At 68.6% G+C, this 25,168-nt stretch carries 23 protein-coding genes; 20 read left to right on the top strand and 3 right to left on the bottom strand.

The features are described from left to right. The first annotated feature begins 65 nt into the window (after nucleotides 1–65). Complete coding sequence (gene acpS, locus C1877_RS04920) at nucleotides 66–626, top strand: holo-ACP synthase (RefSeq protein WP_083809100.1); 561 nt, start codon at nucleotides 66–68, stop codon at nucleotides 624–626. Nucleotides 627–801: 175 nt separating this feature from the next. Continuing rightward, nucleotides 802–2,334 carry a L,D-transpeptidase family protein gene (locus tag C1877_RS04915; RefSeq protein ID WP_114568529.1) on the top strand — a complete coding sequence of 511 codons (1,533 nt, stop codon included), beginning with the start codon at nucleotides 802–804 and terminating at the stop codon, nucleotides 2,332–2,334. A gap of 26 nt (nucleotides 2,335–2,360) precedes the next feature. Here C1877_RS04915 and C1877_RS04910 read toward each other — a convergent pair whose 3' ends face one another. Further along, on the bottom strand, nucleotides 2,361–3,248 hold the full coding sequence (locus C1877_RS04910; protein WP_114568528.1) for an NAD(P)H-hydrate dehydratase: 888 nt from the start codon (nucleotides 3,246–3,248) through the stop codon (nucleotides 2,361–2,363). Nucleotides 3,249–3,462: 214 nt separating this feature from the next. On the opposite strand from C1877_RS04910, the gene C1877_RS04905 reads away from it, so the two are divergent. From C1877_RS04905 to moaC, 13 genes are all read left to right on the top strand, one after another. Continuing rightward, nucleotides 3,463–3,990, top strand: coding sequence for an HdeD family acid-resistance protein (locus C1877_RS04905; protein ID WP_041239549.1), 528 nt, complete (start codon nucleotides 3,463–3,465; stop codon nucleotides 3,988–3,990). A 155-nt stretch (nucleotides 3,991–4,145) separates the two neighbouring features. Then, nucleotides 4,146–6,272 (top strand): NAD-dependent DNA ligase LigA, encoded by a 2,127-nt coding sequence (ligA, locus tag C1877_RS04900; protein ID WP_041240449.1) that lies wholly within the window; start codon nucleotides 4,146–4,148, stop codon nucleotides 6,270–6,272. A 20-nt stretch (nucleotides 6,273–6,292) separates the two neighbouring features. Further along, nucleotides 6,293–6,427 carry a hypothetical protein gene (locus C1877_RS15885; RefSeq protein WP_261798089.1) on the top strand — a complete coding sequence of 45 codons (135 nt, stop codon included), beginning with the start codon at nucleotides 6,293–6,295 and terminating at the stop codon, nucleotides 6,425–6,427. Nucleotides 6,428–6,638: 211 nt separating this feature from the next. Then, entirely contained in the window at nucleotides 6,639–8,291 is a 1,653-nt protein-coding gene (locus C1877_RS04895) for an ABC transporter substrate-binding protein (protein WP_114568527.1), read from the top strand. A 182-nt stretch (nucleotides 8,292–8,473) separates the two neighbouring features. After that, nucleotides 8,474–9,460 (top strand): ABC transporter permease, encoded by a 987-nt coding sequence (locus C1877_RS04890; protein WP_015539974.1) that lies wholly within the window; start codon nucleotides 8,474–8,476, stop codon nucleotides 9,458–9,460. After that, nucleotides 9,453–10,352, top strand: a complete 900-nt coding sequence (locus tag C1877_RS04885; protein WP_114568526.1) for an ABC transporter permease — start codon at nucleotides 9,453–9,455, stop codon at nucleotides 10,350–10,352. Before C1877_RS04890 ends, C1877_RS04885 begins: the two co-directional genes overlap by 8 nt. Nucleotides 10,353–10,361: 9 nt before the next feature. Then, nucleotides 10,362–11,396 carry an ATP-binding cassette domain-containing protein gene (locus C1877_RS04880; RefSeq protein WP_114568525.1) on the top strand — a complete coding sequence of 345 codons (1,035 nt, stop codon included), beginning with the start codon at nucleotides 10,362–10,364 and terminating at the stop codon, nucleotides 11,394–11,396. Continuing rightward, nucleotides 11,389–11,988, top strand: a complete 600-nt coding sequence (locus C1877_RS04875; protein ID WP_015539971.1) for an ABC transporter ATP-binding protein — start codon at nucleotides 11,389–11,391, stop codon at nucleotides 11,986–11,988. The genes C1877_RS04880 and C1877_RS04875 overlap by 8 nt, the downstream gene beginning before the upstream one ends. Nucleotides 11,989–12,216: 228 nt before the next feature. Next, nucleotides 12,217–13,137: a molybdate ABC transporter substrate-binding protein gene (gene modA, locus C1877_RS04870; RefSeq protein WP_015539970.1), complete on the top strand. Its 921-nt coding sequence runs from the start codon at nucleotides 12,217–12,219 to the stop codon at nucleotides 13,135–13,137. A 79-nt stretch (nucleotides 13,138–13,216) separates the two neighbouring features. Then, nucleotides 13,217–14,764 (top strand): molybdate ABC transporter permease subunit, encoded by a 1,548-nt coding sequence (modB, locus tag C1877_RS04865; RefSeq protein WP_114568524.1) that lies wholly within the window; start codon nucleotides 13,217–13,219, stop codon nucleotides 14,762–14,764. Further along, the gene (locus tag C1877_RS04860; protein ID WP_015539969.1) at nucleotides 14,761–15,873 is read left to right on the top strand and encodes a sulfate/molybdate ABC transporter ATP-binding protein; all 1,113 of its coding nucleotides are present in this window, start codon (nucleotides 14,761–14,763) and stop codon (nucleotides 15,871–15,873) included. The genes modB and C1877_RS04860 overlap by 4 nt, the downstream gene beginning before the upstream one ends. Before the next feature lie 96 nt (nucleotides 15,874–15,969). Continuing rightward, nucleotides 15,970–16,971: a GTP 3',8-cyclase MoaA gene (gene moaA, locus C1877_RS04855; RefSeq protein WP_015539968.1), complete on the top strand. Its 1,002-nt coding sequence runs from the start codon at nucleotides 15,970–15,972 to the stop codon at nucleotides 16,969–16,971. 209 nt (nucleotides 16,972–17,180) lie between these two features. Then, complete coding sequence (moaC, locus tag C1877_RS04850; RefSeq protein WP_015539967.1) at nucleotides 17,181–17,684, top strand: cyclic pyranopterin monophosphate synthase MoaC; 504 nt, start codon at nucleotides 17,181–17,183, stop codon at nucleotides 17,682–17,684. Between the two features lie 89 nt (nucleotides 17,685–17,773). Here moaC and C1877_RS04845 read toward each other — a convergent pair whose 3' ends face one another. Next, entirely contained in the window at nucleotides 17,774–20,593 is a 2,820-nt protein-coding gene (locus C1877_RS04845) for a LamG-like jellyroll fold domain-containing protein (RefSeq protein ID WP_041239547.1), read from the bottom strand. A 244-nt stretch (nucleotides 20,594–20,837) separates the two neighbouring features. Between C1877_RS04845 and C1877_RS15290 the strand changes: the two genes are divergently transcribed. Beyond that, nucleotides 20,838–20,978, top strand: coding sequence for a hypothetical protein (locus tag C1877_RS15290; protein WP_156791020.1), 141 nt, complete (start codon nucleotides 20,838–20,840; stop codon nucleotides 20,976–20,978). A 123-nt stretch (nucleotides 20,979–21,101) separates the two neighbouring features. Here the strand turns inward: C1877_RS15290 and bfr are convergent, their stop codons facing one another. Next, nucleotides 21,102–21,566: a bacterioferritin gene (gene bfr, locus C1877_RS04840; protein ID WP_015539965.1), complete on the bottom strand. Its 465-nt coding sequence runs from the start codon at nucleotides 21,564–21,566 to the stop codon at nucleotides 21,102–21,104. A 305-nt stretch (nucleotides 21,567–21,871) separates the two neighbouring features. On the opposite strand from bfr, the gene C1877_RS04835 reads away from it, so the two are divergent. The 4 genes from C1877_RS04835 (at nucleotide 21,872) to ruvB (ending at nucleotide 25,098) form a co-directional block, all read left to right on the top strand. Beyond that, entirely contained in the window at nucleotides 21,872–22,672 is an 801-nt protein-coding gene (locus C1877_RS04835; protein WP_041239546.1) for a YebC/PmpR family DNA-binding transcriptional regulator, read from the top strand. 161 nt (nucleotides 22,673–22,833) lie between these two features. After that, entirely contained in the window at nucleotides 22,834–23,364 is a 531-nt protein-coding gene (ruvC, locus tag C1877_RS04830) for a crossover junction endodeoxyribonuclease RuvC (RefSeq protein WP_114568523.1), read from the top strand. Continuing rightward, the gene (ruvA, locus tag C1877_RS04825; protein ID WP_015539964.1) at nucleotides 23,361–23,960 is read left to right on the top strand and encodes a Holliday junction branch migration protein RuvA; all 600 of its coding nucleotides are present in this window, start codon (nucleotides 23,361–23,363) and stop codon (nucleotides 23,958–23,960) included. The genes ruvC and ruvA overlap by 4 nt, the downstream gene beginning before the upstream one ends. A gap of 70 nt (nucleotides 23,961–24,030) precedes the next feature. Then, on the top strand, nucleotides 24,031–25,098 hold the full coding sequence (gene ruvB, locus C1877_RS04820) for a Holliday junction branch migration DNA helicase RuvB (RefSeq protein ID WP_015539963.1): 1,068 nt from the start codon (nucleotides 24,031–24,033) through the stop codon (nucleotides 25,096–25,098). Nucleotides 25,099–25,168: the final 70 nt, after the last annotated feature.

Here is a 25,168-nt window from a genome sequence, read left to right as displayed (position 1 = left end):
GGCGGCTTTGGGAGCCGGGAGCCTAAGCCAGGCTGCGGCGAGGAGGGAAGAGAGAGGAATCACCTGTGGGCGATACTGAGTTGGACGAGGCGTTTCCCGTGGCCGAGGGCCAGGTGGGGCTGGGGGTGGACATCGTGGAGATCGCGCGGGTGAGGCGCATCCTCGAGCGCACGCCGAGCTTCCGCGAGCGCGTGTTCTCGGAGGAGGAGCGCGCCTACTGCGACGCCGCGGCGAACCCGGAGGTGCACTACGCCACGCGCTTCGCGGCGAAGGAGGCCGTGGTGAAGGCGCTCGGCACCGGCTTCACGCGCGGCATCGGCGTGCGCGACATCGAGGTGCGCCGCAACGCCAAGGGGCGGCCCTACGTGGTGCTGTCCGGCCGCGCGAAGGAGGTCGCGGCCGAGCAGGGCGTGCGGGAGCTCCCGTTGTCGCTGTCGTTCACGCACACCGACGCCGTGGCCTGCGCCATGGCCATCACTGAGGACTCGCTGCGCGCCGCCGAGAAGCGCGTCGACCCCATGGAGGAGCTCTCGCGCCAATTCAAGGAGGCGCGCAGCATGCTCGACGAGCTGGACGCCCCGCCAGCCACGGCAGCGGGTGCGGCTCCTGGCACGCCTGTCCGGTAGGACGTCGCCGCAGGAGCCCCGGCAGGGGCCCGGCGGACGGGCGGGCGACTGCCGAACGGTGCACCGGGCCACCCGCTTCCCCGTTTTACCAGGGGGATGCATTGAACTTGTGCGACGAACCCCTTATGTTGGATCAAGGCACGGGAGAGCGGCGGAGAGGCGAAGAGGTGAGCGTATGGCGCCAGGAAACGGTTCGCAAGGCAGGCGCGCAGGCAACGGAGGGGAGGGCGAGGGGCCGTCGCGCGGTTTCCGCCCCGCGTCCGCCCCGCGTTCCGGCTCCGCTCCGCGGCGGCCGGGGAACGGCCGCAAGACGGCCCTCGTCGCCGGCTGCGCGGCGGCGGCCGTGCTTGCCGTGGTCTACCTGGCGGGCGCGTTCACGTTCATGGACCGCTTCATGCCCCGCACCACGGTCATGGGCGAGGACGTGTCGTTCAAGACGTCCGCCGAGGTGCAGGACCTGCTGGCCGACATCGCGAAGAGCTACACGCTCGACGTGTCGGGGCAGGGGTTCTCGCTCAAGCTCACGTCCGCGGACATGGGCACCGGCATCAACGTCCAAGGCGTGACGGATGCCATGCACGCCGACGCGAACCCCTGGGCCTGGCCGGTGGAGGTGTTCGGCTCGCGCGACGAGACCGACCGGCTGGCCACCTCGAACGGAAAGCTGGATCAGGCCGTGCGCACCGCCGTCGACGCGTTCAACGAGGGGGCCGTGCCGCCGCGCAACGCCGGGCTCGACTACGACGCGGGCAGCTCGACGTTCGTGGTGCGCACCGAGACGGCGGGCACGGCTCTCGATGCCGACCGGGTGCTCGCGTCCGTGAGCGCGGCCGTCGCCTCCCTCGCGCCCTCCGCGACGCTCGGCGAGGACGCGTTGCAGCAGCCGACGCTCTTCTCTGACGACACGCGCCTGGCGAAAGCCGCCGACGACGCGAACGCGCTGCTCAAAGCCGATTTCAACCTGAAGCTGGCCGACACGGCCGTCGCGCGCGTGAACGCCGACCAGATAGCCGACTGGATGCGCTTGGGCGACAACGTGACCGTGGGCGTGGACGAGGGCCTGGTGGCGGCGTGGGTGCAGGACATCGCCTCGGCGTGCAACACCTACCAGGCGCGGCGCACGTTCACGCGCGCCGACGGCAAGGAGGTCACCGTGTCGGGCGGCGTGTACGGCTGGATCGTCGACAAGGACCAGCTGCAGAAAACCGTGATGGACGGCGTGCGGTCCGCCCAGACAGGCGATGTCGCCATCCCCTGCGAGCAGGAGGCCGGCGCCTACGACGGCCTGCACGGGCGCGACTGGGGCAAGCGCTACCTCGACATCGACCTTGCCGAGCAGCATGCGCGCTTCTACGGCGACGACGGCAGCCTGGCGTGGGAGTCCGACATCGTGTCGGGCACGCCGGACGGCGAGCACGACACGCCCGAGGGTGTTTACGTCATCAACGGCAAGGAGAGCCCGTCGAAGCTGATCGGCCAGATGGAGCCCGAGACGGGCAAGCCGGAATACCAGACGGAGGTGAGGACGTGGATGCCGTTCGTGGGGAACTACATCGGCCTGCACGACGCTGACTGGCAGCCCGCGTTCGGCGACGCGCGGTACGCGTCCGGCTTCGGCAGCCACGGCTGCGTCAACCTGCCGGTGGACAAGGCCACCGCGTTGTACGACCTCATCGCCACGGGCGACGTGGTGGTCTGCCACTGGTAGGCCGCGCGACGCGGAGCGCGCACGGCCTACCGCAGCGTGCCCTCGGCGCCCACGAGTTCCGCGAGGGCGGCGGGCAGGCACTCCACGACGTCCTCCGCGCACACGGCGATGGCCGACCAGCGCGCGGCTGCGGCGAGCCCCGCCCGCGCATGCAGCTCGGCTCCCAGCACGGACGCCTCGAGCGCGTCCATCCCCTGGGCCAGCAGCGCCGCGATCATCCCCGCCAGCACGTCGCCCGTGCCCGCCTTCGCGAGCGCCGGCGTGCCGTGCGCCATGCGCACGGTCTCCTCGCCGTCGGATATGAAGGTGACCGGCCCCTTCACCACCGCCACCACGCCAAAGGCGAGCGAGAGCGACCGTGCCAGCGCGTAGGGGTCGCCCGTGGGCAGGTCGAATGCGCGCGCGAGCCGCGCCGCCTCGCCGGCATGCGGCGTGACCACGGTGGCGTGGCCGTTCAGGAAGCGCCGCTTCAGCAGGCGGCGCCCCTTCTCCGGTACAAGGGCGTCCAGGCCGCTGCCGTCCACCAGCACGGGCGCCTCGGCATGCTTCAACACGAAGTGCACGAGCTTGGAGGATGCGCCGTCGTCCGCGTCGAACCCGCAGCCCACCAGGTAGGCGTGCGGCTTGCCCGGCAGCGAGGGGGAGAGCTTCGTCGGGAGGGCCGAGCGCGGGCCGGCCACAAGGGAGGGGCGGAAGCCCTGCACGAGAGGGACGGCTGCCGGATGGGTGAACACCTGCGTGTAGCCGGCGCCCATGCGCTGGCTCGCGTAGGCTGCCAGGCATGCCGCGCCGGGGTAGCGCTCGCTGCCCACGACGGCGGTGAGCGTGCCGCGCGTGTACTTGTTCGCGTCGTCGGCCGGCAGGGGCACCAGGGCCACCAGCTCGTCGTTGCCGTATTCCCGAACGTCCTGCATGGGCGCACCGCCTTGTCCGTCGAAGGTACCCTCCCCGCATTCTACCGCGTATCGCCGAAAGGCGCGAATGCTCGGCAGACCGTTGCCGTGCGAATTCGGACCGTTACGGTGCGGAAACGGTTGACCAGCCTGCTCAGCTTGCTTTCTCCATTCGCTACAATTATATGATGAGAAATAAGGCGCAGCGGCGCCGAACGATTTGAAGGAGGGCATCGTGGATACGACGAAGAAGCATGACTGGGGTTTGATCGTAGCGGGCATCCTGCTGGTGGTGTGCGCCTTCTTCTTCCTCGTGGCGCCGGGGCTCACGCTCGTCACCATCACGGCCATCGCGGGCGCGGCGTTCCTCGTGTCCGGCGTCTTCGACATCATCAACTACGTGCGCTTCCACAAGATCATGAACCTGTCCGGCTGGGCCATCGCCTACGCGGTGCTCGACATCGTCATCGGTCTCATGTTCCTCATCCACCCGCTGGCGCTGGCCGGCGTCATACCGTGGATGATCGGCGCGTTCTTCATCATATTCGGCGTGTTCGAGATCGTGGGCTCGTTCACGGTCAAGAAGACCGGCGTGCCCCTGTGGGGCTGGATGCTGTTCTCGGGCATCGTCAGCGTCTTGTGCGGCCTGACATTCTTCGTATGGCCGGCGGCGCTCAGCATCTTCCTCTCGGTGTTCATACTCATGCGCGGCGTGTCGCTCGTATTCTACGGTTGGAACGCGAACAAGGCCATGCTGGCGTAGCCGGGGCGCGGGCGTTGCCGCAACCTCTGATGAAACCATGGGGCGGGTGCGCTGCCCGCCGCTACTCGTGGTAGAATCTCGATGAAATGGCGAAGGCCCCGAATGCGTTCGGGGCCTTCTTCCCGATGGAGGAAGTCAAGACGGCGGTGGAGAACATGGCAGACGAACAGCAGAACCTCCTGGACGAGCGGGCGCTCGCCGAGGCGACGAGCGATCCGGCGGCGCGCATCGAGGCGCTGCGCCGCGAGATCGAGCACCACACCTACCTGTACTATGCCCAGGACGCGCCCGAGATATCCGACGGCGCGTTCGACTCGCTCATGCGCGAGCTGCGCGAGCTGGAGGCGGCCCACCCCGAGCTCGTGGACCCGTCGAGCCCCACGCAGCGCGTCGGCGGCTACGTGGGCGAGCAGTTCGCCCCTGTGCGGCATGCGCGGCGCATGTACTCGCTCGACAACGCCATGGACCTGGAGGAGCTGGACGCGTGGATCGAGCGCGTGACGGAGGCGTTCGGCCGCATGGTGCCGGTGGTGTGCGAGCTCAAGATCGACGGCTCGTCCATCGCCTTGACGTACGAGGACGGGCGCCTCGTGCGCGCGGCGACGCGCGGCGATGGCACCACGGGCGAGGACGTCACCGCCAACATGCGCACGGTGAAGGACGTGCCGCTGCGCCTGCGCGAGGCGGCGCTGGGAGGCCTGCGCGACGCAGCCGCACCGGTTGAGCTGCGCGGCGAGGTGTACATGCCCAAGAGCAGCTTCGACGCGCTCAACGCGGCCGCCGTGGCGAACGGCAAGCAGGCGTTCGCGAACCCGCGCAACGCCGCGGCGGGGAGCCTCCGCCAGAAGGACCCCGCCATCACGGCGAACCGCGACCTCTCCACCTTTATATACGCGGTGGCCGACGAGCGTGCGCTGGCCGTCGAGGGCCAGTGGGAGCTGCTGGCGTGGCTGCGCGAGGCGGGCTTCCACGTGAACCCCGACGTCGAGCTGTGCGAGACGCGCGAGGCGGTGCACGCGTTCTGCGAGCGCGCCATCGAACGCCGCGAGGCTCTGCCCTACGAGATCGACGGCGTGGTGGTGAAGGTGAACGCGTTCGCCCAGCAGGAGTCGATGGGCTACACGGCCCGCGCGCCGCGCTGGGCCGTCGCCTTCAAGTTCCCTCCCGAGGAGAAGACCACGCTCCTGCACGACATCACCGTGCAGGTGGGGCGCACCGGCAAGCTCACGCCCGTGGCCGAGATGGAGCCGGTCGTGGTGGCGGGCTCGACCGTGGCGCGCGCGACGCTTCACAACGAGGACGAGGTGCAGCGCAAGGACGTGCGCGTGGGCGACACCGTCATCGTGCGCAAGGCGGGCGACGTCATCCCCGAGGTGCTGGGGCCGGTGCTGGCGCTGCGTCCGGCCGACGCCGCGGTGTGGCGCATGCCGGCAACGTGCCCGAGCTGCGGCAGCCCCGTCATCCGCGAGGAGGGCGAGGTGGACTTCCGCTGCATCTCCATCGACTGCCCGGCGCAGGCGCTGGAGCGGCTGCTGCACTGGGCCAGCCGCGGCGCCATGGACATCGACGGCATGGGCGAGGAGATCGTGTCGCGCCTCGTGGAGAGCGGTCGTTTGACCGACGTGGCCGACTACTACACGCTCGACGAGGTGGAGCTCGCGCTGCTCGACATGGGCCGCGTGAACAAGGACGGCGAGCCCATCCGCCTCGGGTCCACCGTGGCGAAGAAGCTCGTGGCCGCTATCGACGGCAGCCGCGCGAGGCCGTTCTCCCGCGCGCTCTTCGGGCTGGGCATCCGCCACGTGGGCAAGACCATCGCCGAGCTGCTGGCGGCGGCGTACCCGTCCATCGAGGCGCTCATGGAGGCGTCGGAAGAGGACCTTGCCGCCCTCGACGGCGTGGGCCCGAAGATCGCGCGCAGCGTGTACCTGTTCCTGCGCACGCCCGACAACGCGGCCGTCATCGAGCGCCTGCGCAAGCGCGGCGTGGCGATGGCCGACGAGGCGGCCGACCCCGACGAGCAGCTGCCCCAGACGCTCGAGGGGTTGACGTTCGTCCTGACCGGCTCCCTCGTGGAAAGCGGCATGACCCGCGACGAGGCGGGCGCGGCGCTCAAAGCGCGCGGTGCGAAGGTGAGCGGCAGCGTGTCGAAGAAGACGAGCTACGTCGTGGCCGGCGAGGCCGCCGGCTCCAAGTACGACAAGGCCGTGACCCTCGGCGTGCCCGTACTCGACGAGGCCGCCCTCCTGCGCATCCTGGAAACCGGCGAGGTGCCGGAGTAGTCGCCGCCTCGAAGAAGGAGGTGGCCGGGAAAACCGGTTTTTCCGAATACAAGACGGCCCGGCTCCTCAAAGAGCTTGTTGAAGACGGCTACCTCAAACCTTACGGCAGCACACGGGGAAAGCGCTACGAGAAGCCCGCCTGCGAGCCTCTTTGAAAGGGATAGACGAATGGCGGGGCGGGCGGTTTCCGAGCGCGCTTGCGGTCTGGGAAACGCCGCTCGCCTAGAGGAGTTACGGAAATGGAAATCGTAACACCCCCGGTGCGGACTATCTGCTATAGTGTGTTACACAGTTCAAATTCGTAACACACTTTGAGGTGCTGCGCCGGACCGCGAGGGAGCCGCCGCAGCGGGTGGGAGGATTCGCATGGCAACACTCACACGGCGCGACTTCGCGAAGCTGACGGGGGCTACGGCAGCCACGCTTTCGCTGGGCGGGATCTTGGCGGGCTGCGCGGGCGGCGGCGATGAGAAGCCGGCGGCAGGCGCAGATGCGACGGGCGCGGACGTGGCGGCCCCCTCGCAGGTGATCGTGTCCATGACCGTCGGCTCCGAGCCGGCGGCGGGCTTCGACCCGCTGGTGTCCTGGGGCTGCGGCGAGCACGTGCACGAGCCGCTCATTCAGTCGACGCTCATCACCACGGACACCGACCTTAGCTTCAAGAACGACCTTGCCACGTCCTACGAGGCCTCCGAAGACGGCATGACCTGGACGTTCAAGATCCGCGACGATGTGAAGTTCACCGATGGCACGCCGCTCACGGCGCGCGACGTGGCCTTCACCATCAACGGCATCCTGAACTCCGAGGCTTCCGAGTGCGATATGTCCATGGTGAGGGAAGCCGTGGCGGAAGACGACGCCACCGTGGTCATCCACATGGAGAAGCCGTTCAACGCGCTGCTCTACACGCTGGCCGTGGTGGGCATCGTGCCCGAGCACGCCTACGGCGAGGGCTACGGCGCCAACCCCGTCGGCAGCGGCCGCTATATGCTTGAGCAGTGGGACAAGGGCCAGCAGGTCATCCTCAAGGCCAACCCCGACTACTACGGGGAGGCGCCGAAGATCGAGCGCGTGGTGGCCGTGTTCATGGAGGAGGACGCCTCGCTCGCCGCGGCGCAGTCCGGCCAGGTTGACGTGGCCTACACCTCCGCGACGTTCGCCGCGCAGCAGCCGGCCGGCTACGACCTGCTGAACTGCGCGTCGGTGGACTCGCGCGGCATCTCGCTGCCCACCATCTCCGCCGGTGCGAAGAAGACCGACGAGAAGGGCGAGGCGGCCGCTGGCAACGACGTGACGTGCGATGTGGCCGTGCGCCAGGCCATCAACTACGGCGTGGACCGCGAGCGTATGATCGACAACGTGATGAACGGCTTCGGCACCGTGGCCTACAGCGTGGGCGACGGCATGCCGTGGTCCTCGCCCGACATGAAGTGCACGACCGACGTGGAGCGGGCGAAGAAGCTGCTCGACGATGCCGGCTGGGCGCCGGGCGCCGACGGCATCCGCGAGAAGGACGGCGTGCGCGCCTCGATGAACCTGTACTACTCGGCCGGCGACACCGTGCGCCAGGGTATCGCCGAGGAGTTCTCCAACCAGATGAAGGAACTGGGGCTTGAGTTCGCCATAAAGGGCGTGAGCTGGGACGACCTCTACCCGCACCAGTTCACCGATCCGGTGGTGTGGGGTTGGGGCACCAACGCCCCCATCGAGACGTACAACCTGTTCTACTCCAAGGGCACGGGCAACTACGCCTGCTACGAGAACGCCGCCACCGACGCGTACCTGGACGAGGCGCTGGCCTGCCCCAAGGTGGAGGACTCGTTCGACTTGTGGAAGAAGGCCCAGTGGGACGGCACGACCGGCATCGCGCCGCAGGGCGACGCGCCCTGGGTGTGGTTCGCGAACATCGACCATCTGTACTTTGCGAAGGAGAACCTGAAGGTTGCCGAGCAGAAGCCGCATCCGCACGGCCACGGCTGGTCGCTCGTGAACAACGTCGACCAGTGGTCGTGGGCGTAAGGTTCCGTCTGCCTGACGGCAGCCGGAACCGGCCGACGCTGCGAGGCGCCGATACACCCCGCCTCGCCCCTTTTTCGCTTGCCCTCACGTGCGAAAGCACGCTCGGCCGCGAAACGGGGCGATTCGGGGCACCTCGGCGCCTCTCGCTGACATTGCCGGACAAGTGAGGTTATAGTATCCCCATGTTCCGATTCGTCATCCGCAACATAGCGAAGTTCATCCTGCTCATGGTTGCCGTGAGCTTGGTGACGTTCGTGCTGGTGAGCGTGTCTCCCATCGACCCCGTCCAGGCGAACGTGGGGCAGGCGGCCTACGTCAACATGAGCGAGGCGAAGCGGGCGCAGCTGGCCGAGTACTGGGGCGTGAACACGCCCTTGTGGGAGCGCTACGCCAACTGGTTCGGCGACCTCCTGCACGGCGACCTGGGAACGTCGCTGCGGTTCAACGCGCCGGTGGCCGACGTCATAGCCACCCGGGCGGTGAACTCGCTCGCGCTCATGGCCACGGCCTGGGTGGTGAGCGGCGTGCTGGGCTTCGGCTTGGGCATCCTGGCCGGCGCGAACCGCGGGCGGCCCATCGACCGCATCGTGAAGGGCTACTGCTTCCTGTTGGCATCCGTGCCCACGTTCTGGCTGGGGCTCGTGTTCCTCATCGTGTTCTCGGTGTGGCTGGGCTGGTTCCCGTTCGGGTTCTCGGTGCCCATCGGGGTGTCGGCGGCCGACGTGACGCTCGCCGACGCGCTGCACCACCTGGCTCTGCCCGCGCTCACGCTCTCGGTGGTAGGCGTGGCGAACATCGCGCTGCACACGCGCGAGAAGACCATCGACGTGCTGGAGAGCGACTACGTGCGGTTCGCCCGCACGCGCGGGCTGTCCACCTGGGGCGCCCTGCGCCACCACGGGCTGCGCAACCTCGCGCTGCCCGCGCTCACGCTGCAATTCGCGTCCATCTCGGAGATTTTCGGCGGGTCGGTGCTCGTGGAGCAGGTGTTCTCGTACCCGGGCCTCGGGCAGGCGGCCGTCACGGCGGGCTTGGGCGGCGACGTGGCGCTGCTCGCGGGCATCGCGCTGTTCTCGGCGGCGTTCGTGTTCGGCGGCAACCTCATAGCCAACGTGCTGTACGGCGTGGTGGATCCTCGCATGCGCAAGGGGGCGAAGGCTCATGCGTAGCGGAAAGGAAACCTGCGAGGCCGCCGGCTTCAAGGTGGCTGCGGCCCCGGTGCTCCACGCTTCTCGCGCGGCTCGGTGGGGGAACAGGAAGCTCACGCTGGCGGCTTTCGTGCTGGCGGTCGCCGCGCTGGCCGCCGTGGTGGCGGCGGGCTTTCTGGCCGCCGACGCCGCGACGGCCACGGACTTCGCCCAGAAGAACCTCGCGCCCAGCCTGGCGCACCCCTTCGGCACCGACTGGATGGGGCGCGACATGCTGCTGCGCACGCTGGCGGGCCTGTCCACGAGCGTGCTGGTGGGCCTTCTGGCCGCAGGCGCGTCCTCGGTCATCGCGCTCGTGCTGGGCGCGGTGGCGGCGCTCGGCGGCAAGAAGGCCGATGTCGTGGTCACCTGGCTCATCGACCTCATGATGGGCATCCCGCACATCGTGCTGCTCATCCTGATATCGTTTGCGCTCGGCAAGGGGTTCTGGGGCGTCACCATCGGCGTGGCGGTGACACATTGGCCGAGCCTGGCCCGCGTGGTGCGCGCCGAGATCCTGCAATGCCGCGAGTCCACGTTCGTGGCCGTTGCGCGCAAGCTGGGGCAGAGCCCGCTGCGCATTGCCTTGAAGCACATGGTGCCCTATGTGCTGCCGCAGTTCATAGTGGGGCTCATCCTGCTGTTTCCCCATGCCATCCTGCACGAGGCGGCCGTCACGTTCCTCGGTTTCGGCCTGCCGCCCGAGCAGCCGGCCACCGGTGTCATCTTGAGCGAGTCGATGGCGTACCTCTCGGCCGGCATGTGGTGGCTCGCGGTGTTCCCAGGTCTCGCGCTCATCGCCACCGTGCTCTTGTTCGACGTGGCGGGCTCGAACCTTCGCAAGCTCATCGACCCGCACAGCTCGCAGGAATAGGAGGCGCGGATGAGCGAGACGCAGAAGGGTGCGGCGCGGGCGGAAGAGACGCGGGCGGAACAGGTGCCGGCCTGCGGGCGCGCGGCCGAGCTGGACGCACTGGCCGACACGCTGTTCGGAGGGCACGAGGCTCTCGAGCACGCCGACGAGCAGGAGCACCACCACCATACGCACGCGCCCGCGTCCCACCACGAGCATGGCCACCACCTGCTGCAGGTGGAGGACTTGAGCGTGGGGTTCCGCATGTACGACGAGGATGCCCCGTTCTTTCGCGCAAGGCAGCGCTTCGTGGAGGTGATCAGCTCCCTGACCATCTCGGTGCATGCGGGCGAGATCGTGGCGGTGGTGGGCGCGTCGGGGTCGGGCAAGACGCTTCTGGCCGACGCCGTGCTGGGCTTGTTCGAGCCGAACGCCACCGTGCGCGGTCGCATCTGGTTCGACGGCGAGCTGCAGGACGCCGCGGGGTTGGCCGCGCTGCGCGGCAACGGCGTGTCGCTTGTGCCGCAGAGCGTGAACAACCTCGACCCGCTCATGAAGGTGGGGCGGCAGGTGGAGGGCTTCGCGCACCCCGACGTGCCGCATGCCGAGCGTCGCCGCCGTCGGGCGGAGCTGTTCGAGCGCTACGGCCTGTCGGAGGAGACGGCGCAGCTCTACCCCTTCGAGCTGTCGGGCGGCATGGCGCGGCGCGTGCTCTTGTGCTGTGCGCTCATGGACGATCCGCGCGTCATCGTCGCCGACGAGCCCACGCCCGGGCTCGACCTGGATCTGGCCGTGCGCGCCCTCGACGACTTCCGCGCGTTCGCCGACGCGGGCGGCGGCGTCATGCTCATCACCCACGACATAGAGCTGGCCCTGCGCGTGGCCGACCGCGTGGCCGTGTTCAAGGACGGCACCGTGGTGGAGGAGACGGCCGTCGCGAACTTCGCGTCCCCTGACACGCTCGCGCACCCGTTCTCGCGCGCGCTGTGGCATGCGCTGCCGGAGCACGGGTTTCGCGACCGCAACGTTGGCGAGGGGTCTGGCAAGGGAGGTTTCCATGCTTGAGGCGCGGGGCATCACCTACGCGTATCCCGGTGCGGCGCGCGCGCTCTACCAAGGCTTCGACCTGGCAGTTGCGCCCGACGAGCGGGTGGCCCTCTGCGCGCCCTCGGGCTTCGGCAAGACCACGCTCTGCCGCCTGCTGGCCGGCTACGAGCGCCCGCAAGCGGGCGAGGTCCTGGTGGACGGCGAGCCCTTGCCGCGGCGCGGTGCGTGCCCCGTGCAGATGATATGGCAGCATCCCGAGGCCGCCGTGGACCCGCGCATGCGCATGGGCGCGACCCTGGCCGAGGCGGGCGAGGTGCCCGGCCGTCTGCTGGACGACCTGGGCATCCAGAAACGCTGGCTGTCGCGCTATCCGCACGAGCTGTCGGGCGGCGAGCTGCAGCGCTTCTGCATCGCCCGCGCGCTGGCCGCGAACCCGCGCTACCTCGTGGCCGACGAGGTGTCCACCATGCTCGACGCCCTCACGCAGGCCCAGATATGGCGCTTCCTCATGGACGAGACGAGCAGGCGGGGCATCGGGCTCGTGTTCGTGTCGCATTCCCCCGCCCTCACCGACCGCATAGCCACGCGCGTCGTGCGCCTGGGCGCGTAGGGCCGGACGCCTTCCCCGGCCTTTCCCGCTTGCCGCGCCTTCCTCCCTGCCCGATCCGCCGCCCTTCGTCGTTGCCGGCTTTCTGCTCAATTCGCGATATTTGTAATTGACTATATACTATCAAAAGAATAATATAGGGGTGCTCATACGCCGATCAGGCGCCTGTCAGGGGGCGGGGGCCGGCGGCACCGCGTGAGTTGAAGCGAGAGAACCAGGGAAGGGGATCTTATGAAGAAGCACCTCCGCATCGTGATGGCGGCTGCGTGCGCGTTCGCCATGGTGGGCGCGTTCGCGCTGTTCGGCTGCTCGACGGGCGAACAGAAGGCCGACGAGCCGAAAGCCGACGAGCCCAAGGCCGAGAGCCACGAGGCCGTGGAGCTGCAGCTGTTCGCCGCGAACTCGCTGTCGAAGGCGATGGACGCCGTGCAGGAGCTCTACACGCAGGACCACGATTGGGTCACGTTCAAGGACACGCAGTACCTGTCCTCGGGCGAGCTCAACGAGCAGCTGGCCGGCGGCGCGTACGCCGACGTGCTGATATCGGCCTCCAAGGCCAAGATGGACGAGGCGGTGGACGGCGGCTACGTCGACGAGGCCTCGCGCTTCGACATGTTCAGGAACGACCTGGTCATGGTGACGGGCGAGAACTCCGAGCTGGCCGCGAAGTACGGCGCCGACCAGAGCTTCACGCTGGCCGACGTGGCGACGGGCGACTACGCCGTGGCCGTGGGCGACGAGTCCGTGCCGGCCGGCAACTACGCCGACCAGGCGCTGTCCACCGTGGGCTGCTACACCGACCCGTCCGGCAAGACCGGCAGCGACATCACGGGCAAGGGCGGCACGTTCGACGGCACGCCGCTCGACGGCAAGGTGAACCTGCAGACCTCCGTGGGCAACGTGTGCAAGCAGGCCGAGTCCGGCGCCGTGGACGTGGCCTTCGTGTACAGCTCCGACGTGTACCGCTTCGGCGGCGTGAAGGTCATCGGCGTCGTGCCGAACGACACGCACAAAAAGATCATCTACCCGGCCGCCGTCTGCACGGACTCGAAGCAGGCCGAGGCCGCCGCCGAGTTCCTCGATTGGGCCACGACGGACGCCGACGCCAAGAAGCTGTGGCAGGAGTGGGGCTTCGAGCTCGTTACCGAGTAAAGGGTCCCGCACATACGGTATCATGTGGGAAAGGATGGGCACTCGACTGCCCATCCTTTCCGCGCGATAAGGAACAACCATGAGAATCTCCCGAACAGACACCTGCGCGCGCCCGGTTGCACGGACGGCGCAGGGCTGCGCGAACAGGGTTGCACCCCCTCTCCCCTCCGCGCCCGCGACGGCTCGGCCGGCTTTCGCCCGGCGGCGCGCCGTATCGGGCGCCGCGGCCCTCGCCCTGGCCCTTGCCCTGGCCATCTCCTTGGCGTTCGCGCCCGGCCTTGCGTTCGCTGGCACCGGCGACGAGGGCGATCCCGCCGCGCCGAACCCCGCCGCAGCGGGGGCCGACGGCGCGCAGGACGCCTCGGCCGCGGACGATGCCGTGAGCCTGGCCGCCGACGGCACGGCCGCCTCCTTGGACGGCAGCCCCTTCGCCCTCGAGGGCTTCTCGCGCTCGCAGGTGGGCAGCAACAGCGACATCGGCGGCGCCTACGCCGGCTACCGCTACCTCGTCTCCGACGAGCCGGGCAGCCTGGGCGTCATCGCAACCGATGCCTGCATCGTCGTGTACGTGCCGCACGGCGTCGCCGAGGAGAACGGGTTCGACAAAAGCTCCTCGGAGAGCCGATCGTACCTCAAGAGCCTGCTCATCGCCTTGGACTCCGAGAACGCCAAGGGCGGCTCGGTGCTGACGCGCCAGGGCAACTGGATATTCACGAACGAGCCGATCGTGGAGCACGAGGGCGTCGAATACCGCTTCGACCAGGAGCTCAAGCCCGGCGAGTTCTATGCGTGCGTCATCGGCGCGGACGGCTCGGACGTGACCGACGCCGCGAACCCCGCTCACGTGCGGCCCACCCACGCCGACTTCGCCACGATGGCCCCCGCGGACAGCGTGGAGGTGGTGGGCGCCGCCACCGGCTTTGCCGCGCTCGCGGAGTTCCTGGGCGGCATCGACTTGAGCCCCTTGTGGGTCACGCTCAAGACCACGCTCACGGCCATCGTGTTCATCTTCATCCTGGGGCTGGCCGCGGCGTACTTCAGCCTGCGCATCCCCGCGCGGGCGCAGGACATCGCGGACTCCATCTTCACCATCCCCATGGTGCTGCCGCCCACGGTGTGCGGCTTTCTGCTGCTGCTCGCGTTCGGGAAGAACACGGGCGTGGGGCAGTGGTTCATCGACATCGGGTTCCCGCTCATCTTCAGCTGGCAGGCCACGGTCATCGCGGCCGTGGTGGTGGCGTTCCCGCTCATGTACCGCAGCGCGCGCGGCGCGTTCGAGAACCTGGACCCCAACATGCTGGACGCCGCCCGCACGCTCGGCTGGAGCAACGCGAAGATCTTCTTCAAGCTGATGCTGCCGCTGTCGTGGTCGTCCATCGCGGCGGGCACGGTGCTCTCGTTCGCGCGCGCCCTGGGCGAGTTCGGCGCCACGCTGTTCTTGGCCGGCAACTACCTGGGAATCACGCGCACCATCCCCATCGCCATCTACTTCGAGTGGATGAACGGCAACACCGACGTGGCCATCTTCTGGACGATCGTCATCATGCTGTTCAGCTTCGTGGTCATCCTGTTTATCAACCTCTGGGGCCGGCGCACGACGAAGTACCGCAGGAGGGCCGAGGCATGAGCCTGGAAGTCAACATCAAGAAGAAGTATCCTTCGTTCACGCTGGACGTGGCGTTCACGGCGGGGGACGAGACGCTGGGGTTCTTAGGCGCGTCGGGGTGCGGCAAGAGCCTCACCATGCGCTGCATCGCCGGCATCGAGACGCCCGACGAGGGGCGCATCGTGGTGAACGACCAGGTGTTCTTCGACTCCGCGCAACGCGTGAACCTCACGCCGCAAAAGCGCAAGACGGCGCTTCTGTTCCAAAGCTACATGCTGTTCCCGAACCTCACCGTGGCCGAGAACGTGGGCGCGGGCATCGAGCGCGCCGTGCCGCGCGGCGTGCGCGATGCCATCGTGGTCACGGAGCTCAAGCGCTTCGGCCTGGAGGGCTTCGACAAGCGCTACCCGGCGCAGCTCTCCGGCGGCCAACAGCAGCGCGTGGCGCTCGCCCGCATGCTGGCGGCGCGGCCGGGCATCCTCATGCTGGACGAGCCGTTCAGCGCGCTCGACGCGCACCTGAAGGGCGTGCTGGAGCAGAACCTGGTGAGCCTGTTCGACGCCTACGACGGCACCATCCTGTACGTGAGCCATGACATCGACGAGGCGCTGCGCTTCTGCGACCGCATCGCCGTGGTAGAGGCCGGCCGCATCATGGAGACGGGCACGGGCGACGACCTGGTGAACCGCCCGCAGTCGCTCGCGGGCGTGAAGCTGTCGGGCTGCAAGAACGCCACGCCGGCCGAGCGGATGGGCGAGCACCGCGTGAGGCTGCCGAAGTGGGGCATCGAGGCGGCGACCGCCGCGCCGGTGCGCGAGGACGTCACCCACCTCGGCGTGCGCGCGTTCTACCTCGAGCGCGCGTCCGGCCCCGGCGAGAACTGCTACCGGGTGCGCGTCGACCGCGTGAGCGACTCGCGCTTCGACCGCACGGTGCTTCTGGGCTTCCTCGATCGTGTCCAGGACGAGGCGCCCACCGTGAGCGCCGACGAGGACGAGATGAAGTACCTGCACCAGCATCTGTTCTGGCGCGTGGACAAGCTGAAGGCCGGCCCCGGCGAGCTGCCCTGCGAGGGCGACGAGCTCTGGATCCGCATCCCGCCCGACAAGGTGTACCTGGTGTCGCGGTAGCGCTCCTGCGCGCTCGGTCGCGTCCGCTAGATTGCCTCTCGCAATCGAGGATACTTGGCCTATAATATTCTCACACGAGAAGGGAGAAGGGGCCCTATGAAAGACAGCCATGGTCGCACCATCGACTATTTGAGGATATCGCTCACCGACCGCTGCAACTTCCGGTGCATCTACTGTATGCCCGAGGACGGCGTGCAGTCGCTCGCCCACGAGGACATCCTGCGCATCGAGGAGATCGAGCAGGCCGTGCGCGTGGCGGCCGGCATGGGCATCCGCAGCATCCGCCTCACCGGCGGCGAGCCGCTCGTGCGCCTGGGCGTGGTGGATCTCGTGCGGGCCATCGCGCACACGCCCGGCATCGAGAACGTGTCCATGACCACGAACGGCGTGCTGCTGCCGAAGATGGCCGATGACCTGAAGCAAGCGGGCCTCTCGCGCGTGAACATCTCGCTCGACACGCTCGATCCCGCCCAGTTCAAGCAGATCACCCGCCGCGGCGAGCTCCAGCAGACGCTCGACGGCATCGAGGCGGCGCTCGAGGCGGGCTTCAACCCGGTGAAGATCAACGCCGTGGCCGTGCGCAGCCTCGACCAGGACTACCTGGCGTTCGCGAAGCTCTCCCTCGACCGCCCGCTGCATGTGCGCTTCATCGAGTACATGCCGGTGGGCGAGAGCTCCGGCAGCCACGGCTGCGGCTGGGGCAAGGACGACGTCGTGCCGAGCGAGGAGCTGTTCGGCATCATCAACGAGCGCGCCCGGGCCGCCGGCATGGACGAGCTCGTGGCCGCCGGCGACGACCGCCCGCTCGGCTGGGGGCCGGCGCGCTACTTCCAGTTCCCGAACGCGCAGGGCACGGTGGGCTTCATCAGCCCGCTGTCGCGCCACTTCTGCAGCGAGTGCAACCGCCTGCGCCTCACGGCCGACGGCAAGCTGCGCCCGTGCTTGTTCTCGGACGACGAGTACGACCTGCGCACCGCGCTGCGCTCGGGCGACGAGCAGGCCGCCCGCACCGTGTTCGCGCAGGCCCTGGGCGCCAAGCCCGACGAGCACCACGACAAGGTAGGAACCGAGCGGGGAATGTCCCAAATTGGAGGCTGAGGGGTACCGACGGCCTGCCGGCCGTCGGTACCTGCCGATGCTGCGAAGGGCCGAGGCGCGCCGCCTTCGCGCGATCCCAAGGGCTCGCGTACCAAAGCACGCTTCGCCCTTGCGATCCCCCGAATTCGACACCCCTCGGCCCTTCTCGCTGAGTTACTAGCGCCAACCTGCGATTTTCAACCTGTGATATCGAGCCAAAGGAGCACTCCATGACCGAACAGCAACTCACCCATATCGACGAGCACGGCGACGTGCGCATGGTGGACGTGTCGCAGAAGGCCGACACCGAGCGCGTGGCCGTGGCCGAGGGTTTCATCGCCATGAACCCCGCCACGCTCGCGCTCATCGTGGAGGGCAAGGCCGCCAAGGGCGACGTGCTGGCCTGCGCGCGCGTGGCGGGCGTCATGGCCGCCAAGCAGACGAGCAGCCTCATCCCCATGTGCCACCCGCTGAACATCACGAAGGCCAAGGTGGAGTGCGCGCCGGTGGAGGCGGGCGAGCGCGAAGACGGTCGCGCGGGCATCCACGTGACCACCACCTGCGGCGTCACGGGCAAGACCGGCATCGAGATGGAGGCCCTCACCGCCGCGAGCGTGGCGTGCCTCACCGTGTACGACATGTGCAAGGCCGTGGACCGCGGCATGGAGATCATGGACGTGCGCCTGCTGAAGAAGGACGGCGGCAAGACCGGCCTCTGGGAGCGCGAGGCTTAGCGCGCCGCAAAAAGACGCCGCCCGTTTTCGGGAACCAGGCGCCCCTTCGACGGTCGAGGTCGAAGGGGCGCCGTGCATGCGGAGAGGAGCTAGCGGGATTCCTCTTCGGAGAACTCGCCTTTCCAGAAGCTGCGGGCAACGCAGATCGCCGCGCCGGCAGTGGCCATGAGGCCGACCAGTGCGCCGCCCGCCTCGATGCCGTCCCCGGTCTTGGCCAGCCTCGATCCGCCGGTGCTCCCGGGCGCGGTTCCGCTTCCGCCCGTGCCCTGCCCGGAGCTGCCGGTGCCGCCGCCTGCACCGTTGCCGGGAGCGGGATCGGGGTCGGGTGTCGGATCGGGCGTGGGCTGGGGATCGGGCGTCGGCTCGGGATCGGGGTCGATCGGGGCTGCCGCCACGGACACGGTCAGGGACGCTTGGGAATAGCCGGCGCGGTAGGTGACCGTATGGTTTCCGTCGACGGTTGGAACGAACGAGTACAGCGTGGTCCCCCTAGCTGCTGCGGCCGCGAGGGCGGCGGCGCCCTCGGGCACCGAGGTGAGGTAGAGGCCCACGGGGTTCCCCTCGGGGTCGATGACGCTCGGCACCGCTTCGATAGGGGACCCGTTCGCGGTCGTGGCCGCGGCCGCGGGTATGACGCAGGCTGCGCCGACCTCGGGTGCGCCGAAGGCATCCGGCTCCGGCAGCTCGATGGTCGACGGGGCGCAGGCCCGGTAGTTCGCGGCCACCTCCTCGGCAGTCGCCACGGTGCCATGCGTCAGCTTTGCGAACGCCACCTTTGCGGCGCTGAACGCCTGGGGCTCTCCCTCCCCGCCGCAATCGGCTCCTATGTACCAGCGCGCCTTCGATGCGTTCGGCGCGGCGATGGCCCCCGCCGCCGCGGTTTCTCCCGCCAGCACGCCATCCTGGTAGATCTTGAGGGATGCGCCGTCGTAGGTGGCGGTGATGTGCGTCCACACCCCCGGCTCGACCGGCGTCGACACATTGGTGGAGCCGTCGGTGAAGTAGTAGTGCAGCTTGCCGGTGGGATAGTACTCCAGCCACTGGCCGCCTCCCTGCCCGCAGGAGAAGATGTCGGTGTAGCCGGAGCTGGGTTTCGCCGTGAACTGCACGAGCAGCTCGGCGGTGGTGGAGGTTGCCAGCTTGGCGAAGTCCTCGGCCGCGAAGTCGTAGCCGAAGGCGGCCGTCGCGCCGTCGAAGACGGCCACCTGGCGGCCGAATTCCTCCACGGTCTCGAACGCAGGGCTGCCGAACGGAGTCAGGACATGCGGCGTCTCGGAGAGGTCGGCGGCGGACCCTTGCGAGAAGTCGACGGACAACAGCGGCGTTGCCGGGACGGCCTCGCCTCCGGCGGTGGTGAAGATAACCTCGCCGATGAGCGTTTCCTTCTCCCAGGGGTTGCGCGCGTAGGCTTTCAGGCTGTAGGGGCTTTCGGGGGCGAGCGCGGCGCCGAACAGCGGGCGCACGAACTCGGCGGGCTGGTTGGCGGGGGCGTTGTAGTAGTCGGACATGTAGCAGGCGTTGTACACCTCGGCCCCCTGGGCGTCCAGCACCACGATGCGATAGCTCATCACCACGTCGTCGGACAGTCCCGACGTGTCGGGCCTGATCTTGTCGGCGGCGATGGCGAACGACGCCCCGGTTTGCGTGATGGAGTCGGCCGGTATGCGCACGGCCGCGCCCTCCTCCAGAATCGGGGGAAGGCTGCGCGCCTCCATGGCGGCGTGCGTGTACGTCCAGGTGGACTTGTCGGACACCTTGAACGTCCAGGGGGTTCCCAGATAGGCTCCCTGGCGGAAGTCCATGCGCCGGATGGTGACCTCGTGTCCGTTGGCGGCGTCCACCTCGACCAGCAGGCACTGGCTTGCATCGTAGCCGTCGGACGGGTGTCCGCCCGTGCCGCCGTTCTCGTCGTAGCCGTCGGCATCCTTGCCGCCGCGCATCCAGAAGCTATCGCCGAAGGTGGCCGTCTGCACGAGCGTGAACCCGTCGACGTCCTGGAAGATGGAGCGCGGGTCCTCCTCGGGGATGTGCGTGTGCCCGGAGAAGTGGACGAGCTGCGGGTACTTCGCCTTGAGCTCGTTGTAGAACGCTTTGGAATTGCGGTCGTCCACAGAGCCGTAATCGCCGATCCAGCCGGCGTTGAACGACGTGGGGGAGTACCAGACGGTGTCGGGGAAGGGATGGTGCGTCATGAAGAAGATGGGCTTGGTGCCCGTGGGGTCGTCGGCTGCGGCGGCGGCGATCTCGCGCTTCATCCAATCGAGGATGGTGATGGGCGTCGTGCCGTCGTCGTCATAGGTGGTGTCGCCGTACCAGTAGCCCCGCCCGCAGCTGGCGGCGATCACGTGGTAGCCGCCTATTTCGGTATGGACGTTCAGCTTGCCCTCGAAGGCGCCGCCTGGTTTCTGATAGGCATCCGCGCAGGTCAAGTGCGAGAGGAAGTACTTGAAGTTCGTCACGGCGTTGCCCTCGAGGGGGCTGCCGCCTACGCCGAACTCGTGGTTGCCCATGACGAACAGGGCCGGCTTCCTGATGGCGGCGTTCGCTCCCGCCAAAAGCGCGTCGAACTCGGCGGTCGTGCCGGTGTTCACCGAGTCGCCCGCGAAGACGTGCGCGGCGCAGTCGGGTACGGCCTGGTAGATGGTCTCGAAGGCGAACGGCAGCTTCTTCTCCACGTCGCAGCAGGTGAAATGAGTGTCGCTGTGCACCGTGAAGCGCACTTTGCCGGCGGGGAGCTCGGGCCAGCTGGGGTCTTCGGGCTCGGTGAAGGCCGCGTCGGCGTGCTGGCCGGGGAATGCGAGCATGCCGCCCATGGCCGTCACCCCGCAGGCGGCGGCCAGTTTCACGAACGTGCGGCGCGATACGCCGAACGTGCCGTGGTCGTAGATCGAGGAGAGCTGGGAATCCATGATGTCCTTTCGGTCGACTGCGCGAGATGCGTCGCCGTGGCTCCGCATGCGCGAAGTCCGCCGGGCGTCGGTGCGCTCTATCGTAGGCGCGCAAGGTAAGGCCCCGGCAAGGGGGAGGTCACGCGAGTGAAAGGATCAGGTAAGGATTCGCTCAAGCCTCCTGGTGCGAAAAGGCTGGCGGCGGGCCTGGGCGGCGGCAGGCCGGGGCGCGTTTGGACCTCGGCTGCCCGCAGGCAGATCAACCATGATCGAAAACATCATGGACAAGAATCAGGTCGGTGGCACGATGCTCGGCGAGAAGGTCGCTTCCCGCGGTTTGCCACCAGGCGGTTTTCCAGCACAACCCAAGAAAGCGGCTTCGAACGAGGCCGCTTTCTTGCCATAGCCCCCGATCTCGTCCAGGCGGTCGGGCGCGCCTGGACGTGCGGGGATGCGCCCGAGGGAGAGGGGCGGTCGTGCGGCGCATTCCGCACCCGTCTGCGCGTGCGCGAGCGGGCGGGCGGTGCGGTTAGTTCTGCGTGGACAGGAACGTGGGCAGCGTCATCTGCTCGATCTGGTCCTGCAGCTCCTCCAGCTCGTCGAGGTGCTTGTCCTCGTCGCGCAGGATGGCCTCGAGGATGTCGCGCGTGGCGTAGTCCAGCACGTTGCCGGCCTGCACGATGGCCTCGTTGTACATCTTGATGGCGGTGAGCTCTGAGGCGTGGTCGTTGTCCACCTGCTGGGGGATGGTGGCGCCGATGTGGATGTCGTCCAGGTTCGACACGATGGGCGTGCCCTCCAGGAACAGGATGCGCTCGATGAGGCGCTCCGCATGCGTCATCTCGGTGATCGAGCGCGTCTTGAAGTTCTTGCTCAGGCGCTCGTAGCCCCAGTCTTCGGCCATTTCCGCGTGCACCATGTACTGGTTGATGGCGGCCAGCTCGCTGGCAAGCAGGTCGTTCAGCGTGTCGATGAGTTCAGGATTTCCTTTCATGGCAGTGCTCCTTTTGGTTGACGGGCGGTCAGGGAGGACCCGCCGGACGCCGGCGTCCCTCGTCTTCCAGCCATTGTAGGGGCGTGCTGCTGAATCGGCGGCTCGGTCACGGTACCGTAGGCACGCCGTCGCACGTCCGTCAACTCGCCCCGTGCGAGCCCGCGCCTGGACACCCGGCCGTCCGGCCCGACTGGCCCGGCCGGGCCGTCGCAGGCCGTTTTTTGAAGACCGTGCGATAAGCGAGCAGGGTATTTGACGGATGTGCTAGAATGTTTGGCCGATAGTGCTCTGTGGAAGGGAAGTATATGTCTGGGCATTCTAAGTGGGCTACAACGAAACACCGCAAGGCGGCGCAGGACGCGAAGCGCTCGGCCTTGTTCTCCAAGCTGTCGCGCATCATCACGGTGGCCGCGAAAGAGGGCGGCGACCCGAACCCCGAGAACAACGCGTCGCTGGCGGCCGCCATCGAGAAGGCCAAGGGCTACTCCCTGCCGAAGGACAAGATCAAGACCGCCATCGACAAGGCGTTCGGCTCCGGCAAGGATGCCGCGAACTACGAGGAGGTCGTCTACGAGGGCTACGGCCCGGCCGGCATCGCCGTGTACTGCGAGGCGCTGACCGACAACCGCAACCGCACCGCGGCCGACGTGCGCAGCGCGTTCTCGCACGCGGGCGGCTCCCTGGGCACCTCCGGCTCCGTGGCGTTCCAGTTCGAGCGCAAGGGCCAGATCATGGTTCCCAAGGAGGTCGAGACGGGCGACAAGAAGAACCCCGTGAAGCCGAACGGCGCCGCGGCCGACGAGGAGGAGTTCATGCTCGCCGTGGCCGAGGCCGGCGGCGACGACTACGAGGACGCCGAGGACGAGTGGATCATCTACACCGGCCCCACCGACCTCATGGCCGTGAAGAAGGCGCTGGAAGAGGCCGGCACCGAGACGAAGGGCGCCGAGCTCACCATGATTCCCACCACGCCCACCCAGGTGAGCGTGTCCGACGCGAAGAAGGTCATGCGCCTGGTGGACAAGCTGGAGGAGCTCGAGGACCTGCAGAACGTCTACCACACCATGGACATCACCGACGAGATCGCCGAGGCGCTCGACGAGTAGGGCTCCGGCAGCCTGACGACCGCCGAAACCGATCGGCGCCCTTTCGCGTCCTGCCGCGAGGCGTGGTCGGCGAACGATGGATTACTTGAAAGACGCGCTCCCGGCGCGTCTTTTTTGTGGTAGGATAGCACGAACAAACGTTTGCGAACCGAAGGGAACGGATGGCGCGCACCGAACGGACGATACTCGGCATCGACCCGGGCCTGGCGAACACGGGCTGGGGCGTGGTGGCGCAAAGCGGGCCGCGGCTGGCGTGCGTGGCCTACGGCTGCATCTCCACGCCGGCCCAGGCGCCGCTCGCGCGGCGCCTGGGCAAGATACACGAGCAGATGGCGGCCGTCATCAGGCGGTTCGCGCCCACGTGCGTGGGCATCGAGACGGTGTGGTTCGGTGCGAACGCGCAGAGCGCCTTCGCCACCGGCCAGGCGCGCGGCGCGGCGCTCGTGGCGTGCGCCGAGGGCGACCTGCCGGTGGGCGAGTTCTCGCCCAGCCAGATCAAGCTGGCCGTGGTGGGCGCCGGCTCGGCGGACAAGGAGCAGGTGCAGTACATGGTGCGCCAGCTGCTGGCGCTCGAGGCGGTGCCGAGCCCCGACCATGCGGCCGACGCGCTGGCGGCCGCCATCTGCTACACGACCCACGAGGGCTTCGCGGCGGCGACCGCCGCGGCCGCATCGGGAGGAGGCGCGCGATGATCGCGTTCTTGAAGGGAAGGCTGGCGGGCAAGACCGCCGCTGCCGCGTTCATCGACGTGAACGGGGTGGGCTATGCCGTGGGCATGTCGCAGGCCAGCCTGTCGAAGCTGCCCGAGGCGGGCGCGTCCGTGGAGGTGCACACGTACCTGCAGGTGCGCGACGACGCCATCGCCCTGTACGGGTTCATGACGGTGGAGGAGAAGGCGCTGTTCGAGCGCCTCATCGGCGTGGGCGGCGTCGGCCCTAAAGTGGCCTTGGCGGCGTTGTCGGTGTTCACGCCGCAGGCGCTCGTCGCGGCCATCGCCGCGCAGGACGTGGCGGCCGTGTCGAAGATACCGGGCGTGGGGAAGAAGACGGCCTCGCGCATCATCCTGGAGTTGAAGGGGTCCCTCGACCAGGGGCTCGCGAGCCTGTTCGACGAGGGGGAGGCGCCCGCCGCCCGCGCCGCCGAGCAGCTGCGCGGCGCGCACGAGGCGCTGCTGTCCATGGGGTTCACGGCGGCCGAGGCCGACCTGGCCTTGAAGGGCGCGCCGGAGGGCGTCTCTGACAGCGCCGTTCTCCAGTACGCCCTCAAACGGTTGGGAACCGAGCGCTGACGCGCGCGGGCGCGTGTGGTACCTTGGTAGGCGAAGCGACGGACGGGACGGCTTGCGAAGTTAGGCGGTTATGGCGCACGACGACATCGAGATAGAGGGCCTGGGCTACGTGGCCGACGGCGCAGACGCGGCGTCGGTGCCGCCGCGTGCCGTGACGGCCGAGCTCACGGAGGACGACCTCGTCCTCGACCGCAGCCTGCGCCCGAAGCGATTGGGCGACTACCTGGGCCAGACGAAGGTGAAGGAATCGCTCGCCATCCTCATCGAGGCGGCGCGGGCGCGCGGCGACGTGGTCGACCACATCCTGTTCTCGGGCCCCCCGGGCCTGGGCAAGACCACGCTCGCCACCGTGGTGGCCAACGAGCTGGGCGCCAGCATCCGCACCACGAGCGGCCCCGCCATCGAGCGCACGGGCGACCTGGCCGCCATCCTCACGAACCTCGAGGAAGGCGACGTGCTGTTCATCGACGAGATACACCGCCTGAACCGCATGGTGGAGGAGGTTCTCTACCCCGCGCTCGAGGACTTCGCGCTGGACATCGTGGTGGGGAAGGGGCCGGCCGCGCGCTCCATCAGGCTCGACCTGCCGCACTTCACGCTCATCGGCGCCACGACGCGCACGGGGCTGCTCACCGGGCCCTTGCGCGACCGCTTCGGCATGGTGTTCCGGCTGGCATACTACACGCCCGAGGAGCTGGGCTCCATCGTGTGCCGCTCTGCGGCGATCCTCGGGGTGGACATAGCCGAGGACGGCGCGCTGGAGATCGCGCGGCGTAGCCGTGGCACGCCGCGTCTGGCGAACCGCCTGCTCAAACGTGTGCGCGACTGGGCGCAGGTGCGCGGCGACGGCACGATCGACGAGGACGTGGCCGCGCAGGCCCTAAGCTTCTTCGAGGTGGACGCGCTCGGCCTGGATGCCGTGGACAACCGCATCCTGGAGCTTCTAGCCGTTCAGTTCGGCGGCCGGCCCGTGGGGCTCTCGACGCTCGCCTCGGCGCTCTCGGAGGACCCGGACTCCCTCGAGGACGTCTACGAGCCCTTCCTCATGCAGCAGGGCCTCATGGTGCGCACCCCGAAGGGCCGCCAGGCCACGCCGCGCGCCTACGAGCACCTGGGTATCGCCCTCCCGCCTGCCTGAGCCAACCGGGGGGGGGTCGGCGCCAACGCCGCGGGCCCCCGGCGCTTCCCGCCAACCGTTTTCGACCTGC

Source organism: Gordonibacter pamelaeae, from assembly GCF_003340385.1.
GTDB lineage: Bacteria > Actinomycetota > Coriobacteriia > Coriobacteriales > Eggerthellaceae > Gordonibacter > Gordonibacter pamelaeae.
This window is presented reverse-complemented; position numbering and strand designations above follow the sequence as displayed.

Bases quoted from the DNA above. Each gene is read 5' to 3' on its own strand.
- C1877_RS04915 (WP_114568529.1), top strand. From the start codon at position 802: ATGGCGCCAGGAAACGGTTCGCAAGGCAGGCGCGCAGGCAACGGAGGG.
- C1877_RS04910 (WP_114568528.1), bottom strand. From the start codon at position 3,248: ATGCAGGACGTTCGGGAATACGGCAACGACGAGCTGGTGGCCCTGGTG.
- ligA (WP_041240449.1), top strand. From the start codon at position 4,146: ATGGCAGACGAACAGCAGAACCTCCTGGACGAGCGGGCGCTCGCCGAG.
- C1877_RS04895 (WP_114568527.1), top strand. From the start codon at position 6,639: ATGGCAACACTCACACGGCGCGACTTCGCGAAGCTGACGGGGGCTACG.
- C1877_RS04890 (WP_015539974.1), top strand. From the start codon at position 8,474: ATGTTCCGATTCGTCATCCGCAACATAGCGAAGTTCATCCTGCTCATG.
- C1877_RS04885 (WP_114568526.1), top strand. From the start codon at position 9,453: ATGCGTAGCGGAAAGGAAACCTGCGAGGCCGCCGGCTTCAAGGTGGCT.
- C1877_RS04880 (WP_114568525.1), top strand. From the start codon at position 10,362: ATGAGCGAGACGCAGAAGGGTGCGGCGCGGGCGGAAGAGACGCGGGCG.
- C1877_RS04875 (WP_015539971.1), top strand. From the start codon at position 11,389: ATGCTTGAGGCGCGGGGCATCACCTACGCGTATCCCGGTGCGGCGCGC.
- modA (WP_015539970.1), top strand. From the start codon at position 12,217: ATGAAGAAGCACCTCCGCATCGTGATGGCGGCTGCGTGCGCGTTCGCC.
- modB (WP_114568524.1), top strand. From the start codon at position 13,217: ATGAGAATCTCCCGAACAGACACCTGCGCGCGCCCGGTTGCACGGACG.
- C1877_RS04860 (WP_015539969.1), top strand. From the start codon at position 14,761: ATGAGCCTGGAAGTCAACATCAAGAAGAAGTATCCTTCGTTCACGCTG.
- moaA (WP_015539968.1), top strand. From the start codon at position 15,970: ATGAAAGACAGCCATGGTCGCACCATCGACTATTTGAGGATATCGCTC.
- moaC (WP_015539967.1), top strand. From the start codon at position 17,181: ATGACCGAACAGCAACTCACCCATATCGACGAGCACGGCGACGTGCGC.
- C1877_RS04845 (WP_041239547.1), bottom strand. From the start codon at position 20,593: ATGGATTCCCAGCTCTCCTCGATCTACGACCACGGCACGTTCGGCGTA.
- C1877_RS15290 (WP_156791020.1), top strand. From the start codon at position 20,838: ATGATCGAAAACATCATGGACAAGAATCAGGTCGGTGGCACGATGCTC.
- bfr (WP_015539965.1), bottom strand. From the start codon at position 21,566: ATGAAAGGAAATCCTGAACTCATCGACACGCTGAACGACCTGCTTGCC.
- C1877_RS04835 (WP_041239546.1), top strand. From the start codon at position 21,872: ATGTCTGGGCATTCTAAGTGGGCTACAACGAAACACCGCAAGGCGGCG.
- ruvC (WP_114568523.1), top strand. From the start codon at position 22,834: ATGGCGCGCACCGAACGGACGATACTCGGCATCGACCCGGGCCTGGCG.
- ruvA (WP_015539964.1), top strand. From the start codon at position 23,361: ATGATCGCGTTCTTGAAGGGAAGGCTGGCGGGCAAGACCGCCGCTGCC.
- ruvB (WP_015539963.1), top strand. From the start codon at position 24,031: ATGGCGCACGACGACATCGAGATAGAGGGCCTGGGCTACGTGGCCGAC.